The 15,267-nt window shown below is 58.9% G+C and carries 16 protein-coding genes; 8 read left to right on the plus strand and 8 right to left on the minus strand.

Features of this window, described 5'->3' with window-relative positions:
* Window positions 1–351: 351 nt before the first annotated feature.
* The 3 genes from WKI84_RS11330 to WKI84_RS11340 are packed head-to-tail and all read left to right on the plus strand — an operon-like array spanning window position 352 to window position 3,982.
* Window positions 352–1,896, plus strand: coding sequence for an acyl-CoA carboxylase subunit beta (locus WKI84_RS11330; RefSeq protein WP_337863666.1), 1,545 nt, complete (start codon window positions 352–354; stop codon window positions 1,894–1,896).
* A 31-nt stretch (window positions 1,897–1,927) separates the two neighbouring features.
* A complete protein-coding gene (locus WKI84_RS11335; protein WP_337863667.1) occupies window positions 1,928–3,463 on the plus strand; it encodes an acetyl-CoA carboxylase biotin carboxylase subunit in 1,536 nt (511 codons plus the stop codon).
* 6 nt (window positions 3,464–3,469) lie between these two features.
* Complete coding sequence (locus WKI84_RS11340) at window positions 3,470–3,982, plus strand: acetyl-CoA carboxylase biotin carboxyl carrier protein subunit (protein WP_337863668.1); 513 nt, start codon at window positions 3,470–3,472, stop codon at window positions 3,980–3,982.
* A gap of 19 nt (window positions 3,983–4,001) precedes the next feature.
* On the opposite strand, the gene WKI84_RS11345 is transcribed toward WKI84_RS11340, so the two are convergent.
* From WKI84_RS11345 to WKI84_RS11360, 4 genes are all read right to left on the minus strand, one after another.
* A complete protein-coding gene (locus tag WKI84_RS11345) occupies window positions 4,002–4,853 on the minus strand; it encodes a calcium-binding protein (RefSeq protein WP_337863669.1) in 852 nt (283 codons plus the stop codon).
* Window positions 4,854–4,931: 78 nt separating this feature from the next.
* Window positions 4,932–5,432: a peroxiredoxin gene (locus tag WKI84_RS11350; protein WP_337863670.1), complete on the minus strand. Its 501-nt coding sequence runs from the start codon at window positions 5,430–5,432 to the stop codon at window positions 4,932–4,934.
* A gap of 102 nt (window positions 5,433–5,534) precedes the next feature.
* A complete protein-coding gene (locus WKI84_RS11355) occupies window positions 5,535–5,825 on the minus strand; it encodes a hypothetical protein (protein ID WP_337863671.1) in 291 nt (96 codons plus the stop codon).
* Window positions 5,826–5,891: 66 nt separating this feature from the next.
* Window positions 5,892–6,647, minus strand: a complete 756-nt coding sequence (locus tag WKI84_RS11360) for a hypothetical protein (protein WP_337863672.1) — start codon at window positions 6,645–6,647, stop codon at window positions 5,892–5,894.
* 108 nt (window positions 6,648–6,755) lie between these two features.
* On the opposite strand from WKI84_RS11360, the gene WKI84_RS11365 reads away from it, so the two are divergent.
* Window positions 6,756–7,193 (plus strand): hypothetical protein, encoded by a 438-nt coding sequence (locus WKI84_RS11365; protein WP_337863673.1) that lies wholly within the window; start codon window positions 6,756–6,758, stop codon window positions 7,191–7,193.
* A gap of 18 nt (window positions 7,194–7,211) precedes the next feature.
* The gene (locus WKI84_RS11370; protein ID WP_337863674.1) at window positions 7,212–7,745 is read left to right on the plus strand and encodes a hypothetical protein; all 534 of its coding nucleotides are present in this window, start codon (window positions 7,212–7,214) and stop codon (window positions 7,743–7,745) included.
* Window positions 7,746–7,764: 19 nt separating this feature from the next.
* On the opposite strand, the gene WKI84_RS11375 is transcribed toward WKI84_RS11370, so the two are convergent.
* From WKI84_RS11375 to WKI84_RS11390, 4 genes are all read right to left on the minus strand, one after another.
* Window positions 7,765–8,955, minus strand: a complete 1,191-nt coding sequence (locus WKI84_RS11375; RefSeq protein WP_337863675.1) for a cysteine desulfurase family protein — start codon at window positions 8,953–8,955, stop codon at window positions 7,765–7,767.
* Complete coding sequence (gene larE / locus WKI84_RS11380) at window positions 8,956–9,858, minus strand: ATP-dependent sacrificial sulfur transferase LarE (protein ID WP_337863676.1); 903 nt, start codon at window positions 9,856–9,858, stop codon at window positions 8,956–8,958. It lies immediately after the preceding gene.
* Window positions 9,855–11,120: a nickel pincer cofactor biosynthesis protein LarC gene (gene larC, locus WKI84_RS11385; protein ID WP_337863677.1), complete on the minus strand. Its 1,266-nt coding sequence runs from the start codon at window positions 11,118–11,120 to the stop codon at window positions 9,855–9,857. The genes larE and larC overlap by 4 nt, the downstream gene beginning before the upstream one ends.
* Window positions 11,121–11,188: 68 nt before the next feature.
* Complete coding sequence (locus WKI84_RS11390; RefSeq protein ID WP_337863678.1) at window positions 11,189–11,758, minus strand: hypothetical protein; 570 nt, start codon at window positions 11,756–11,758, stop codon at window positions 11,189–11,191.
* 89 nt (window positions 11,759–11,847) lie between these two features.
* On the opposite strand from WKI84_RS11390, the gene WKI84_RS11395 reads away from it, so the two are divergent.
* The 3 genes from WKI84_RS11395 to WKI84_RS11405 all read left to right on the plus strand — a co-directional run bounded on the left by WKI84_RS11395 (window position 11,848) and on the right by WKI84_RS11405 (window position 15,201).
* On the plus strand, window positions 11,848–12,768 hold the full coding sequence (locus WKI84_RS11395) for a malate dehydrogenase (protein WP_337863679.1): 921 nt from the start codon (window positions 11,848–11,850) through the stop codon (window positions 12,766–12,768).
* 78 nt (window positions 12,769–12,846) lie between these two features.
* Window positions 12,847–13,647 (plus strand): nickel pincer cofactor biosynthesis protein LarB, encoded by an 801-nt coding sequence (larB, locus tag WKI84_RS11400; RefSeq protein WP_337863680.1) that lies wholly within the window; start codon window positions 12,847–12,849, stop codon window positions 13,645–13,647.
* Window positions 13,648–13,707: 60 nt separating this feature from the next.
* Window positions 13,708–15,201: an FxLYD domain-containing protein gene (locus tag WKI84_RS11405; RefSeq protein WP_337863681.1), complete on the plus strand. Its 1,494-nt coding sequence runs from the start codon at window positions 13,708–13,710 to the stop codon at window positions 15,199–15,201.
* Window positions 15,202–15,267 lie beyond the last annotated feature (66 nt).

Here is a 15,267-nt window from a genome sequence, read left to right on the forward strand (position 1 = left end):
CAAGGGCGCAGTACAGCTCGTCGATGGAGCACTCGTCTATCCTTCTAAAAAGCGGGACATCTCTGCTACTACTACCACCATCATCACCACCATCATTGTCATCGTTATTGTCATCATTGTCGTCTCCTGTCCACTCGGCGTAAAAGTCGGTCGACATCAGATATATGCACGCAGGGAATTCAGAGAAACAGGGAGGTAAAGAAACCATGGTTGTCACACCTGTTACTTACAGCGACTCGCGCCGCAGCTAGTTGGTGCACGCAGCCCGGAAAAATAACCACCGGTCAGAAATTGTCACTCAAATGCTGTAATGAATTTATATAGCGAGCAGCTGGCATTACCTACACTCCCATGCACGAAGAAAAAGTAAAGCGGCTGGCCGCTATGAAAAAGTCTGCCGAGGGCGGAGGAGGCGCCGAGCGCGTCGAAGCCCAGCACTCGAAAGGCAAGCTGACTGCACGCGAGAGGATCGCCCTGCTACTCGACGAGGGAAGCTTTGTCGAGATCGACAAGTACGTCACCCACAGGAGCGACGACCCGAGCATGCAAAAGTTCTACGGCGACGGCGCCGTAACGGGCTTTGGGACCGTCGGCGGCAGGCAGGTCTTTGTGTTTGCTTATGATTTTACAGTTCTTGGAGGCTCGCTTGGCGAGATGACGAGCAAAAAGATAACCAAGGTGATGGACCATGCCATGAAGGTCGGCTGCCCCATCATCGGCATAATCGACTCTGGGGGAGCGAGGATACAGGAAGGCGTCAACAGCCTCGACGGCTATGGCGACATATTCTTCCGAAACACGATGGCCTCCGGCGTGATACCGCAGATAACCGCAAGCATAGGCCCGTGCGCCGGCGGCGCCGTGTATTCGCCGGCGATGACCGACTTTGTCATCATGGTAGAGAACGTCGGCCAGATGTTTGTCACCGGCCCCGAAGTGGTCAAGGAGGTGCTGAGCCAGGACGTGTCGTTTGAGGAGCTTGGCGGCGCAAGGGCGCACGGCAGCAAGTCCGGCGTGGCGCACTTTGTCGCCAAGAACGAGTACGACTGCTTTGACAAGATAAAGAAGCTGCTGTCGTTTTTGCCGCAGAACAACGCAGAGGAGCCCCCGATGGCTTCAGAGGTCTCTGACGATCCAAACAGGGTCGACCCCAACCTCATCAACCTTCTGCCCGAGAACCCCTACCAGCAGTACGACATGAAGGAGATAATCAAGTCGGTCGTGGACAACGGCGACTTTTTCGAAGTCCACGAGCTGTTTGCCGAAAACGTCATCGTCGGCTTTGCAAGGATGGGCGGCAGGACGGTCGGCATAGTGGCAAACCAGCCCATGTACCTTGCTGGCGCGCTTGACATCAACTCGGCCAACAAGGCCGCAAGGTTCATCAGGTTCTGCGACGCATTCAACATACCCATCGTCACCCTGGTGGACACGCCCGGCTACCTGCCCGGCACCGACCAGGAGCACAACGGCATCATCAGGCACGGGAGCAAGATGCTCTTTGCCTACTGCGAGGCGACCGTGCCCAAGGTGACCTGCATCGTGGGCAAGGCGTACGGAGGGGCATACATCGCCATGGGCAGCAAGAACCTGCGCGCAGACGTCAACTATGCGTGGCCAAGCGCCGAGATTGCGGTGCTGGGCCCCGAGGCGGCAGTCACCATAATCCACAGGAAAGAGCTAAAGAACGCGCCCGACGCGGCGGCCATGAAGAAAAAGCTGGCCAAAGACTATAGAGACAAGTTTGCAAACCCGTACCTGGCTGCAGAGAGGGGCATCATCGACGCAGTAATCGACCCGATGGAGACTCGGCCCATGATAATCCGCGCGCTCGAGGCGCTTGCCAACAAAAAGGAGGCAAGGCCGTGGAAAAAGCACGGGAACATCAACCTTTAATGATTGGTGAGAGGAGGGGAGTGTTGATCGCATGACCGCCAAGAGCAAAAAAATCCAGAGCATCCTGATAGCAAACAGGGGCGAGATAGCCCTCCGCGTGATACGGGCGTGCAAGGAGCTTGGCATCCGCTCTGTAGCGATATACTCTGACGAGGACGTGAGGGCCGTCCACGTAAAAAGGGCTGACGAGGCGTACCACATCGGCCCGGCGGCTCCGGCGCAAAGCTACCTCAACATGGACAGGATAATCGAGACTGCCAAGGCGGCAGGAGTCGACGCCATCCACCCCGGATACGGCTTTCTGTCCGAGAACGAGAACTTCTCCGAATCGTGCGAAAAGAACGGCATCATATTCATAGGCCCCAGGGCAAAGGCGATGGAAGTCACAGGCGACAAGATGAAGTGCAAGGCCGTCATGAAAAAGGCCAAGGTCCCAACCGTCCCGGGGAGCGACGGTATCATCGAAGACGTGGAAAAGGCGGCAGACATTGCGCACGAGGCCGGCTACCCCGTTTTGTTAAAGTCGGCGTTTGGCGGCGGAGGCAGGGGCATCAGGCTTGCCAAGGACGAAAAGCAGCTGCGCCAGGAATTCGAGATGGCGTCTGCCGAGTCCAGAGCGGCATTTGGCAAGGCCGCGCTCTTTGTAGAGAAATACCTGCAGAGGATCAGGCACATCGAGTTCCAGCTGATACGCGACTCGCATGGGAACGGCAGGCACCTCTTTGAAAGAGAGTGCTCCATCCAGAGGAGGCACCAGAAGCTCATCGAAATGTCGCCGTCGCCGGTGGTCGACCAAAAGACGCGCGAGCGCGTTGGCGAGATAGCCGTGAGGGCCGCAGCCGCGGTAGATTACCTGAACGCAGGGACAGCAGAATTCCTGCGCGACCAGGAGGGCAACTTTTACTTTATCGAGATAAACTCGCGCCTCCAGGTGGAGCACCCCGTGACGGAACTTGTGACGGGCCTCGACCTTGTCAAGCTGCAGATACACGTGGCGGAAGGCGGCGAGCTACCGTTCAAGCAGGAAGACCTGAAGATGAACGGCTGCGCCATCGAGTGCCGCATCAACGCAGAGGACCCGTTCTACGACTTTGCGCCCTCGACAGGCATCGTGCCAAACTGCAACATACCCTACGGTCCAGGGATCAGGGTCGACACCTACCTCTATCCGGGCTGCAACGTCTCCGGCTATTACGACTCGCTCACGGCCAAGCTGCTTGCGTGGGGCAGGAACTTTGACGAGGCCAGGGTCAGGATGAGGAACGCCCTTGACGAGTTCTCGATAGAGGGCATCAACACCACCATCCCGCTGTACAGGACGATAATGGAGGAGGAGAACTTTATCAAGGGCGAGCTGTCGACTGACTATCTGGAGCGGTTCAAGGTATTCGATAAAATGAATGAGGAAGTGAAGGAGAGGGCGGCCAAGGGCGCGCCGGCTGCGGTGGCAGCCGCTCTGCTGCACGGCGAGCTTGTAAAAAGGAGCAGCAGCACTACTCAGAGCAGCAATAACGGTAGTAGCAGCAAGCAGTCAAGGTGGAAGATGACTCCAAAGGTGGCGAGCTAGAGAAAAATGGAATTCAAGATAGGCGACGTGGCCCAGATGTTCAGCGGAGAGGTGCTGAGAACAGCCGAGAACGGCTCGGTGCTGGTCAAGATAGGTAACAAAGAACATTCCATCCGTCTGCTAAAGACAGGCAGCAGCGAGTTCGAATTCATGCTGGACAACACGTTCCACCAGGCAAAGGTGCTGCAGTCAAACAGCGCCGAGGTGAGGCTGATGATAGACGGCCAGCCGGTCACGCTGAAAAAGCACTCCAAGCTGACAGAGGTGCTTGAAAAGGCGTCGGCGCTTGGCGGAGCAGGGGGCGGCGACCGCAACCTGACAAGCCAGATACCGGGCAGGGTGGTCAACATCTCGGCCAAGCCCGGGACCGAGGTCAAAAAGGGTGACGTCATCGTGGTGCTGGAATCTATGAAGATGCAGGTGGCAGTCAAGGCTCACAAGGACGGCAACCTGAAAGAGATAAAGGTAAAGCAGGGCTCCAGCGTGGCCCGTAACGACGTGCTGGCCGTCATAGAATAAATAAAAATAAAGAATTAGTTTACTCGGCGATCAGCTCGTTTGGATCCTGCTCGTCGGCTTCTTCCTTGATGGCCGCCACCGATTTTTCACAGTTTACAGGGGCCGCGCCGTCCCTGTCAAAGCAGGTGTCCCTGCCGGGGCCGCCGTCTGTCGAGTCGTCGTTGCCTGCGCCGCCTGTCATCCTGTCCATCCCGGCCTCGCCGGCGAGCCTGTCGTTGCCTTCCCTGCCTGCGATCTTGTCGTTCCCTTTGCCGCCGTTTATTGTATCGTTGCCTGCGCCGCCTACCAGCGTGTCGCTCCCGTCGCCGCCGGCTATGCTGTCGTTGCCGTCCCTGCCAAACACCCTGTCCTTTCCTTCGCCGCCGTCAAGCGTGTCGTCGCCCTGGCCGCCCCAGATGCGGTCGTTCCCTGCCTCGCCATAGATGCTGTCGTTGCCATCCCTTCCAGACAGCACGTCATGGCCGGCGCCCCCAAATATCGTGTCGTCGCCGGTCTGGCCAAACACCGTGTCGTTGCCGTCGCCTGCAATGATGCAGTCGTTTCCTGCGCCGCCCCTTATCCTGTCGTTGCCCTCAAGCCCCCGGATCAGGTCGTCCCCGTCCGTGCCTACCAGCACGTCGTCGGCTGCCGTGCCCACCACCAGGTTGTATTCGCTTGCAGGCTTGCCGCAGAATTTTTCGGACCCCTTGGTGACCTGGACCGACACGTTGTCGCCAAACCCGAGCGAGTCCTGCCCCATCGCAGGCGCCGGCGGCACAAAGCCGGCTGCGGCGACTAATATGGCAGCCGCCGCCAAGAGCGCAGCCAGAAAGGTAAAACGGATGCCCGACGAATGAGACGGTGGTGGTGACGGCGGCTCCTTTTTGTGCATTTCCCTATGAGAGGGAGCCGGTTTTTGTATATAACGATTGTGCATCAGGAATAAAGATAGGGAAAAAAGTTGCTGTTGTTAGTTGTTTTTCAGGAATTCCTTTATCTCGGCATAGTTTGGCTCTACGAGAGGGTTGTCAGACACCCACCTGTAGCGCACCTTGCCGTCCTTGTCCAGGATAAAGACAGCCCTCTTGGCCGCGTTATAGTCCTCCATCACGGCCAGCTTTTTCATCACGATGCCGTACTTCTTTATCACCTTGCGCGCATAGTCGGACAGCACAGGGAAATTCAGGTGATGGTTGTTGGCAAACGCCTTGTTGACAAACGGGCCGTCGACGGATATCCCAAGGACGTTTGCGCCATAGTCGCGCAGCTCGTCAAGCGAGTCGCGGATGGTGCACATCTCCTTGGTGCAGACGGACGACTCGGCTGCTGGAAAGAAGGCAAGGACGGTCTTTTTGCCCCTGTAGTCGCTCAGCTTTTGCATCTTCAGATCCTGGTCTGGAAGTTCAAAGTCTGGTGCCTTTTGTCCTATCTTTGGAACCGATGACGATGATGATCTCTTGGTTGCCGCCATATGAGGTAGCAGCGGCGCGTCATGGCATAAAAAGATTTTCGGCCCAAACACCACCGTCTTGGTGGGGGATTTTGGCTGCAGCCGGCATCTCGGCGTTTCGGCCTAGAGCGACCTCATGAAATCGAGGAATTCCTTTATCCACCGGTCATAAGCCTCCCTGCCCTTCTGCGATATCTGGTAGTAGGTGGCGTTTGCAGTCTGCATGGCCTCGATGTAGCCGTTCTTTTCAAGCATGTCGACTATCTGCGAGACCCTGTCTGGCCGCTGGGAGCTGATGCCCGGAACTTTGGTGGTGATGTGGTACTTGCTGACAGGCTGGTGCAGGGCGTACATGTACTCCAGTATGGAGAACATGGTGTATTCTGCAGAGAACCTCTTTCGGCCGTCAGCCAACCTATAACCCTTGTAGTACCACCCTAAAGTAAATTGCTGGTGCGCAGCGGGCGCGCCGGCCCCTCCTCAAGGATTACCACCATCGGCCTTTTCCACCAGCAGGATCTCGCCGCCTGCTGCCTGGCGAGCAGCAGCCTCGCCTGTTACCTCCCGGGCCACCATCACTGCGATGCCCACGCTGCGGCCCGTGCTGGCAGAATACGTTTTGATGCGCTGGCGGAACTCGGCAACGCTTGAAGCGTTTGCAACGTCTGTCACAGCCAGGACGATTGCGCCGTATTCCCTCAAAAGCCTTTTCAGCTCCTCGTTTTCCACCATGCCCTCGTCCACAAGGCCGTCAAATACGATTCCTCCTGCGACCTTTGCATCGGTGAATTTCGAGGTCCCGGCTGTTGCAAGATACTGCCTCAACGGCTCCAGCTCCTCCACGGTCTCTGCCACAGCGACGAGGGCCTCGCCTTTGCCCCGGCGCGCCATTGCCATGCTTATGCCCATCCGCAGAGACCCCTGCTCGAACATGCCCTGCCAGGAGTCGAGGGCCATCCTTGCCTTGAGAACCCTCCAGACCAGCGGAAAGAGCACGCCGAGCAGAATGAGGGCCATCACCGATATTATGTAGTCGTGCTGTATCTCTGAATAGAGCTGCAGGCGGTAGAGGACGCCAAACAGGTCGAGCAGGGAAAAGACGACCAGCGCGGCCGTGACATAGATGACGTACGTCAGGGAGCGCGTCGCAGAGCGTATGAGCCGCACGGCCTCCTTCCCGTACCTGGTGGCAAGTATGGTAGAATACGAAGAGGGAGATGACGGCGGGTCGCCCATGGGGGACTCTTTTGAAAGCCCGGTTATATTCTGGCACTTAACAAAGTTAAGGGGTCCGGCAACTCTGTTAATTCGGGCTTAATATCGTCCAGGCTGCAAAGGATAACCATGGACAAACAAGTACTTTTGGCAGGCACCCTGGCAGCGTTCCTTCTGGCAGGAGCAGTTGCTGCAGCAGGAGCGGGATGGAACGCCATACCGGCATTTGCAGACGATGGCGAAGACGACGACAACAACAGCAACGACGGGAATGAAAGGGAAGGCGGTGACGGTGCGGCGTCTGCAAATGAGGTGGCAGCAGCAGAAGGCGAGAGAGGGGAGAACGTCGGCGACAGAGAGCGCGGAGAGGGTGCAGGCGCAGGCGAAAGGGAGAGCGAAGGAGAATTTGGAGAGGACGACGACTCTGAAGGGGCGGCTCTCGGCGGAGGGCTATCGGGGCTGATACTGTACGGCGTGATAGCTGCAGTGGTTGGGACGATAGGTTACACCGCATACAGGATCTTTGCAGGCCGCAAGAGGTCGTCTGTCCCGGCCCGCTTCCCCTAATTTTTTGGTGAGAACCTTATGCTGGCGACCAGGCGACGCCACCTATTTCTTGTAATAGTTGCTGCTGCCGTCATAGTCTTTTCCACTGTCGCAGCAGCAGGGTTTCCCGAGGCCCGCGCAGAAGACGGCGAGGAGGGAGGAGGCGGAGGGGCGGTTGCGCTTGGGTGGGCCGCCATCGGGGCCGGCACCCTTGGCACCGGGTCGCTTGTCGCATACAAGCTGTCAAGAAGGGCCATGATAGCGATTGTCGGCTCCGGCGGGATGACAAGATCCCTCACCCTGGCCTACAAGCCAGCTCTGAACTTTCACATGGCCATGAACCTGATAGGGTACGCTGCGGGCATGGCCCACGGGCTCATTCTGTCAGGCGGGGCTGACGGGATATCGATCTCGCTTGCGCTCGTGATGACGGTCATGGTGGCAAGCGGGGCGCTGATGAGGTTCACTTCGTCAAGAGCGCGGCTGTTCAACATGCAGGTGCACGGCCAGGTACTCCTGGTAGCGTTGCTCATCCTGCTTGTGCTGCTCCACATCTCTACAGCAGACGACTAAATATCGGGCAGCAGAGCCTCTATGTGTACTTGGACTTGAAGGGCGAAAGCGAGCGCAGCTCGTGCACCACCTGCGCCAGCACGTCGACTGCCCTGTCCACTTCCTCCCGGGTGTTCTGCCATGACAGGCTGAGCCTGAGCGAGCCGGTTATCTCCTCGTAGGAAAAGCCCATCGCCTTGAGCACGTGGGACGGCTTTTGCTTTTTCACAGAGCAGGCAGACCCTGTCGACGCGGCTATGCCGTTTTCGTCCAGCTTTATTATCAGGTCTTCCCCGTTCACCCCGAAAAAGGTAAAGTGGGCGTTGCCCGGCAGCCGGCTGCTGTTGCTTCCAGAAGAACCGTTGAGCCTGCTGTGCGGTATCTCGGCAAGCACCCTTTTTATCAGGTGGTTCCGGAGTTCAGTGACCTGCTTCTGGCGCTCTGGCAGGCGCGCGGCTGCAAGCTCGCAGGCTTTGCCAAACCCGACGATGCCGTGCACGTTCTCGGTGCCGGAGCGAAGAGCCGACTCTTGCCCCCCGCCGTGGATGAGCGGCAGTATTTCAAGGCCGTGCCTGACATAGAGCGCGCCGACCCCCTTGGGCCCGTTTATCTTGTGCGACGACATGGACAGCATGTCCACCCCCAGGTCCTGCACGTCGACCGGTATCTTGCCTGCCGCCTGCACCGCGTCCGTGTGGAAAAGGGCGCCTGCAGCATGAGCCAGCGCGGCCAGCTCTTTTACGGGCTGGATGGTGCCCACCTCGTTGTTTGCGAGCATGACGCTCACAAGCGCGGTTCTAGGCGTCAGCGCCTCTTTCAGGTCAGACGGCCTGATGGTGCCGTCCGGGCTGACAGGCAGGAACGTGAGCCGGTAGCCTAGCCTCTCAAGGTCGAGGCACGGCTCTATCACGGCGTCGTGCTCCAGGTAGCTTGTGATGACGTGATCCCTCTGGAGCGTGCTGCGCATGCGCTCGGCGCCGCCCTTGATTGCAAGGTTGTCGGCCTCCGTCCCGCCCGACGTGAACGTTATCTCTGACGGCCTGGCCGCGCCTATCAGTGCGGCAACGCGCTTTCTTGCCAGCTGTATAGCCCGCGTGGTCTCGCGCCCGAAATAGTGTATCGAGGATGGGTTTCCAAACTGCTGCTTCAGGTATGGCAGCATCTCCTGTATCACCTCGTCTGCGACTGGCGTGGACGCGGCGTTGTCAAGGTATATCCGCTGCATCACCATTTACTGATCGCCACCAACCACCGCAAGCTTGCCCTGCCTGTAGCCGCCGGCGTCCACCGCGACAAACGCAAAGCCCAGCTCCTTTAGCTTTTTGTCAAGTAGCGCCAGCTTGGCGGCGTCAAACATCCTTTCCAGCTCGTCCTTCCCCACCTCGACCCTCGCCACGTCGCCGTGGTCCCGGACGCGCACCTGCCTAACGCCAAATATCGACTTGACCGCTATCTCGGAGCTCTCTATCCTGCGCAGCTTTTCGTACGTGACTTCCATCCCGGCCGGGATCCTCGAAGCCAGGCAGGCGTTTGAAGGCTTGTCATAGACGGACAGCCCGTGCTCCTTTGCGATTGCCCGCACCTGTTTCTTGGCTATGCCAAGCTCTGCCATCGGGCTCCTGACCCCGTTTTCGCGCAGCGCCCTGATGCCGGGGCGGTAGTCCGACAGGTCGTCGAGGTTAGTCCCGTCAACTATGAGCCCTATGCCGCCGAGCTTTTGCGCCTCCTGGACGAGGTGCTGCCCAAGCTCTGTCCGGCAGTGGTAGCAGCGGGTGCCGTCGTTCTTTACAAAATCCGGGTTTTCAAGCTCGTCGTACTCTATCACAAGGTGCCTGATCCCTATCTCCTGCGCCACCCTGCGGGCGGTTGCAAGCTCTTCTTCTGCAAGGGTCTTGTAGTCGGCAGTCACTGCGACTGCGTCCTGGCCGAGGGCCTTTTTCGCGGCAAGGGCCACCACCGCGCTGTCCACCCCGCCGGACAGCGCCACAATAGCTCCCCTCTTCTTGTCGCCTCGGCTGTTGCTGTTATTGTTGTTATTATTATCGGAGAACCACTGCACGAGCCTTGCAAACACGTCTTTTGTCGTTGTTGTTGTTGTCGTCGTCGTTGCTGCTGCCGTTTGTTCTCTCTTCATTGAATACCATCACCAGCTACCGTCTTTTGCGCCACCTGCGCGCCGACCAGCTCGGCGACCCTCTTGGCAGGCATGCCGCACCTGGCGGCTATTATCTTGATGTCTTCAAATTCCGGCTTGGCGCCCATGATCTTGCCGCCCTGCGCGTCGCGGGCGACCTTGACGTGGACGTTAAAGGTGCTCCCGTTTATCTCGACGGGCACCGTGACGACTGCGCGCGGAAGCTTGAACCGCTCGACGCGCTGGACGCGGGCTCCAAGCGTGCCAGACTCGGCAAACAGCAGGGCAAGCACCGTGTCGAGCAGGGCGGTATCGCACACTACCCGCACCAGGTACACGGGCCGGCCCTTTTTGGCCGTGCCGGCAATCACCGTTACGTCTTTTGCGCCGGCGTCTGTCAGGCGCTCTATCACGTTGCCGATGAGCTCGCCCGACGCGTCGTCGATGTTTGTCTCTACCAGGCACACGGTGTCCTTTTCAAGCCCCCCTTCCAGGGGCGCGCTGCCCATCACGATGCGCAAGATGTTGGCAAAGCCGTCGAACTTTTTGTGGCCGGCGCCGCAGCCCACCTTTTCAGGCGCCATGGCAGGGTAATAGCCCACGCTTCCCTCCCGGGCGAGCGTGGCCAGCATCGCGGCGCCGGTGGGCGTGGTGAGCTCCGACCCTGCGGGGCCGCCTGCGATCACGAACTTTTTCCCCTGCAGTATGCGCAGGACAGCGTCTGCAGGGTTTGGCACCGTGCCGTGCGAAAATTTCAGCGTCCCGCCGCCTACCGCGACCTGCGTGGCAAACACCCGGGCGTCAAACAGCCCGAGGTCCTGCAGCGCGGCCGCGCACCCGGCAAGGTCTGCAAGCGTGTCGATGCTCGACGCCTCGTGCAGGTGGACGCTCTGGAAATCCTCACCGTGTATTGCGGCCTCGGCAGATATTATTGACTTTAGAGAGTCGAGCGCAAAGGCCCTGGCGCGCTGGTCAAGGCCGAGCGAGTCGCACGTGCCGGCGAGGGCGCGCAGCATCTCTGAGCCCCTGCGCTCGTGCACGCCGTCTTTGAGATCCATCTGCAGCTGCGTCGCGGTAAAGCCGTGCGTCACCACCTTTTCAAAAGACACCTTGCTTATCCTGCTGCCTTTCAGAAAACCGTTGCAGGCAAAGATGGCGTCTTCTGCCTTTTTCCTGTCTGCGCCTGCGTCCACGAGCGCGGACAGCAGCATGTCGCCGGCTATGCCTGCGACCTGGCAGTCGATGACGGCGACCTTGTTCACGCAGGTTTATCGTACGGTGCTTTATATCATATTTTTGCTTTTTCTCTTTCTTTCTTGCCCGTGCTAGGTCAGGTCAGGTTGCCAAAGTCGTGGTCGGGTATCTCTGCCGGAGGCGCGCCGTACGCCAGCACTATTTGCTTGCGCGACTCTAGCGGGATGTCTCTGTAATCGCCGCCAAACTGCGTGCCATTGACGTACGCTGTAACTGTCTTGTCAGAGACTGCGTTAAAGAACGCCGCCGAGCCCGTGTGTGTCTGCTCCCAGATGTCCAGGAACTGGCCCAGTGTAAAGCTCTTTTGCTCCGGCGCCTCCACGTGTATCGTGCCGTCGGCGCCGTGCGTGTGGAGCCAGAAGAGGCAGGACGGCGACGAGAGAACGCCCACCTGCGCAGGAACCTGCTGCTTTTGCCCGTCCACAAACACGTCGAGGTGCGAATGGACGTGGTAGTTGCTAAACTCGCGGCTGTGGCACTCGACCCCGCTCACGGCCAGAACTTCGGGCGGCTGGTACAGGAGGGCTGCCACCACCCCTATTACTGCCACGGCGATGACGGCCGGTATCACTATCATCATGTACTTTTTCTTTCTGCGCCTGTCGGCTGCAAAATAGCTGTCGTCGCGCTTGCCGCCCTTGGACATGTGTTTGGAGCATGCACGCGCTCAATTTAAAGGTGACCGCACGTACGTGCTTGTAGGTTTATAAGGAATCCAGCCCGCTAGTGCCTCAAATGAAGATCACAGTCATTGGATCGGGCAAAGTGGGCGCCTCTGCCGCTCTTAACTGCGGCCTGAGGGAGCTTGCAAACGAGATACTGCTCCTGGACATCGTCCAGGGCCTGCCGCAGGGCGAGGCGATGGACATCAACCACCAGCTGTCAGAGTGCGGCTCTGACTCGCTTGCAAGGGGCTCGAACAACTATGAAGACATGCGCGGCTCTGATTATGTCGTGCTGGTGGCAGGCGTCGGCCGCAAGCCGGGCATGACCAGGATGGACCTTTTAAAGATAAACGCAGGCATCGTCAAAGACGTTGCAGGCAAGATCGCCTCTTTTGCAAAAGACGCCACTGTAATAGTGGTCACAAACCCGCTCGACCCGATGACTTATCTGGCGATGAAGGCTATAGGCTCCTCCAGCAAGCAGAAGGTCATGGGCATGGGAGGCATGCTCGACCTGTCCAGGTTCAAGAGCTTTATACAGGAGGCGACGGGTGTTTCGAGGGAGTCGATACAGGCAATGGTCATCTCTGAGCACGGCGAGAACATGCTTCCACTCACCCGGTTTTCGTCGATAGGCGGCATACCGCTCCACGACTTTATCTCAAAGGAAAAGGCGGCCGAGATATTTGAAAAGACGAGAAAGGTGGCTGCAGAGGTCATCGCGCTAAAGGGCGCCACCGTCTATGCGCCGGGCAACGCTGTTGCAACCATGGTGGAATCGATGGCAAGGGACAAAAAGACGGTCATACCCGTGTCCGCTTATCTGGACGGGCAGTACGGCGTCTCCGACCTGTGCATAGGCGTGCCGGCCGTCATAGGAGCAGGCGGCGTGGAAAAGGTGATCGAGCTAAAGCTGGACGGCGCCGAGCAGGATGTCTTTAACAAGGGCGTCGCAAGCGTGAGGGAAGCGATAAAGGCGCTCCCCCTCTAACAGCCCGCCAGCAGCAAGAAGGAAGAAAGAAGAAAGAACGAACAAACCTTTTATCCCTTTTTCCACGACATTGCCCTGTTGCCAGACCTCCGCAGCATACTGGACAGGTTTGCAAGGGGCGCCATCACGTTTGAGGAGGCGCAAAAAGAGATCGCCATGCACTCCATAGAGCGCATAGGCGACATCGCCAAGCTTGACGTGGGCAGGGAGGTGCGCAAGGGCCTGCCCGAGATAGTGTTTGCCGAGCGCAAGGAATACGCCGACACGCTGAAAATAGCCGAAGCAGCCGCCCGGCGCAACGGCAGCGTGGTCGTGAGCAGAATAAAAAAGCAGGAGCTGAAAAAGCTGGTGCAGGCTCTGAAGAGAAAGGGGCTGCAGGTGGAGGCAGGCAAGAACAGCACGACGATCCTTGTCTCTTTTTCAACAAACGAAGAAGCGAGAAAAGCTGGCAGGCAGGAGGCGAGAAAAGAAGGGACTGTAGGGATAATGGCTGCAGGCACGTCTGACGTCGGCATTGCGGAGGAAGCCAGGCTCGTGGCGGAGGCGATGGGCTGCAAAGTCGTCACAAGCTACGACGTAGGGATAGCAGGCATGCACAGGCTCTTTCCGGCGCTCAAGGACATGCTTGGGCAAAAGGTGGGCGCCATAGTCGTTGTGGCAGGGATGGAAGGCGCACTGGCGTCTGTGGTGGCGTCCATGGTCGACGTGCCGGTGGTGGGCGTTCCGGCATCGGTGGGCTATGGGTTTGGCGGGGAAGGCATTGCGGCACTGGCGTCGATGCTGCAGAGCTGCACGCTCGGCCTTGCGGTGGTGAACATCGACAACGGGGTTGGGGCGGGAGCGTTTGCCGCGTCGATAGCCAAGAGGGCTAGGCAGTAATAGTGATAATACACACACATATGCAGCTGTTTTAATACCGGCCAGCCATAAAAGCACCAGTTGAAGATAGCGGCGGTAGCGATGATGATGGCGGCCGCGCTCTTAGCGGCAACAGTCATGGCAGCAGTGTCGCCGGCAGGCCAGCAGCATTTTCTCCCCTTGCGCGCACACGCGGCTACCGATGGCAGCGTCACCGTGTCGGGCTCCTCTGGCGCGCTCGACAACTCGGGCATGTACAGGGTCGTGGGCGAGCTGAAAAACGAGGGTCCCGGCCTGGCCGCAAACGCAAGGGTGACAGTCACGTTCCTTGACCCTGCCGGCGCTCAGGTGGCAACCGCCTCCGGCGATGCTTACATCAGGCTGCTCAGGCAGGGCGAAAAGTCGCCGTTTGCAGTCACGCTTGCAGACGGCAAGCAGAGCGCCAGGGCGGCAGGCTACAGGATAGATGTCGAGTGGGACGCGGCTTGGGCGCAGAAGGAAGCCACGCTCCAGGTCAGGATAACCGACAGCTATTACGACGCTTCCGGCCAGTACCACCTTGTGGGGCAGGTCGCCAACACTGGCCTGCGCGGCTCTACAGACGTGGTGGTGGCAGGCGCCTTTTACGACGGCGCAGGCAGGGTCGTGGGCGCCGACGCCGCGTTCACAAGCCCGGCCAAGATAGGCGCGGGCCACACTGCCCCGTTCCATTTTGTGTATGCCCACCCCACCGCAGGCAACAGCAGGATAGCGTCGGCGTCTGTCAACGCCCAGAGCGACGAGTTCTCGTCGATAACGGCAGAGGAAGAAAGGGGCACGGTCCCGCAGCCAGCGGCAGAAGGCAAAAGCGTCCCCAGGGTATCCGTCAGCCTCGACTCGCGCTCGTACAGGTTTGCAGACGAGATAAGGTTTGTAGGCAACTCGTCGTCGATAGTGGCAGGCGAGAGCGTTGTGACGGTCGAGTTCCTGTACCCCGACGGCAGGCTCTTGAACAGCATCGAGGTTCCGCTGAACAGGGTCAGGGTCTTTGAGGGCAGGTACGACATCTATGCAGGGCCCGAGTATGAGGGCAAAGAGTTCACGGTCAGGGCCACATACGCAGGAGGGGCAGGCACTGTGACCTTTGCCTATGTCGGCAAGGCCGCCGCTGGTGCAGTTGTTGCCCCGCCGGCCCCAGCCGTGCAGCCGCCGCCAGCAGCAGGTGGCGAAGGAGAAAAATCCTACAGCGCAAAGCTCGGCATGATAGCCACCATGAGCGAAAAGACAAAGGCGATCACGCTGTCGCTCAAGAACCCCAATGGGAGCGACGCGCCCGTCTACGGCTTGGAGGTAAAGATCGACAAGGTAAAGATAAGCTCTGCTGCCGGCCCTACAGGGTGGAAGGCCAAGATATCGCAGGACGGCGACTCTGTCACCTTTACGACTGACAGCAGCCCTGTAAAGGCTGGCAAGACGGCCAAGTTCAAGATTACTTTTGCACAGTCGTCCGGCGTCAGATCGCTTGCGTGGGACGCGCTCGACAGGGACGGTGACATCATAAACAGCAAGGTCACGGCCGTCAGGCCAAGAAAGTAAATCAAAAGGATGGCGCCGGGAGAGGGATTTGAACCCTCGGGACCCTTACGGGTCACAAGCTGGCTG

The sequence above is a fragment of the Nitrososphaera sp. genome, assembly GCF_037447015.1.
GTDB lineage: Archaea > Thermoproteota > Nitrososphaeria > Nitrososphaerales > Nitrososphaeraceae > Nitrososphaera.

Excerpts from the sequence above, each read along its gene's own strand:
- WKI84_RS11370 (WP_337863674.1), top strand. The coding sequence starts at position 7,212 with ATGCTGGCGACCAGGCGACGCCACCTATTTCTTGTAATAGTTGCTGCT.
- WKI84_RS11345 (WP_337863669.1), bottom strand. The coding sequence starts at position 4,853 with ATGCACAAAAAGGAGCCGCCGTCACCACCACCGTCTCATTCGTCGGGC.
- WKI84_RS11375 (WP_337863675.1), bottom strand. The coding sequence starts at position 8,955 with ATGGTGATGCAGCGGATATACCTTGACAACGCCGCGTCCACGCCAGTC.
- WKI84_RS11350 (WP_337863670.1), bottom strand. The coding sequence starts at position 5,432 with ATGGCGGCAACCAAGAGATCATCATCGTCATCGGTTCCAAAGATAGGA.
- larE (WP_337863676.1), bottom strand. The coding sequence starts at position 9,858 with ATGAAGAGAGAACAAACGGCAGCAGCAACGACGACGACAACAACAACA.
- WKI84_RS11335 (WP_337863667.1), top strand. The coding sequence starts at position 1,928 with ATGACCGCCAAGAGCAAAAAAATCCAGAGCATCCTGATAGCAAACAGG.
- WKI84_RS11395 (WP_337863679.1), top strand. The coding sequence starts at position 11,848 with ATGAAGATCACAGTCATTGGATCGGGCAAAGTGGGCGCCTCTGCCGCT.
- WKI84_RS11360 (WP_337863672.1), bottom strand. The coding sequence starts at position 6,647 with ATGGGCGACCCGCCGTCATCTCCCTCTTCGTATTCTACCATACTTGCC.
- WKI84_RS11390 (WP_337863678.1), bottom strand. The coding sequence starts at position 11,758 with ATGTCCAAGGGCGGCAAGCGCGACGACAGCTATTTTGCAGCCGACAGG.
- WKI84_RS11365 (WP_337863673.1), top strand. The coding sequence starts at position 6,756 with ATGGACAAACAAGTACTTTTGGCAGGCACCCTGGCAGCGTTCCTTCTG.
- WKI84_RS11330 (WP_337863666.1), top strand. The coding sequence starts at position 352 with ATGCACGAAGAAAAAGTAAAGCGGCTGGCCGCTATGAAAAAGTCTGCC.
- WKI84_RS11340 (WP_337863668.1), top strand. The coding sequence starts at position 3,470 with ATGGAATTCAAGATAGGCGACGTGGCCCAGATGTTCAGCGGAGAGGTG.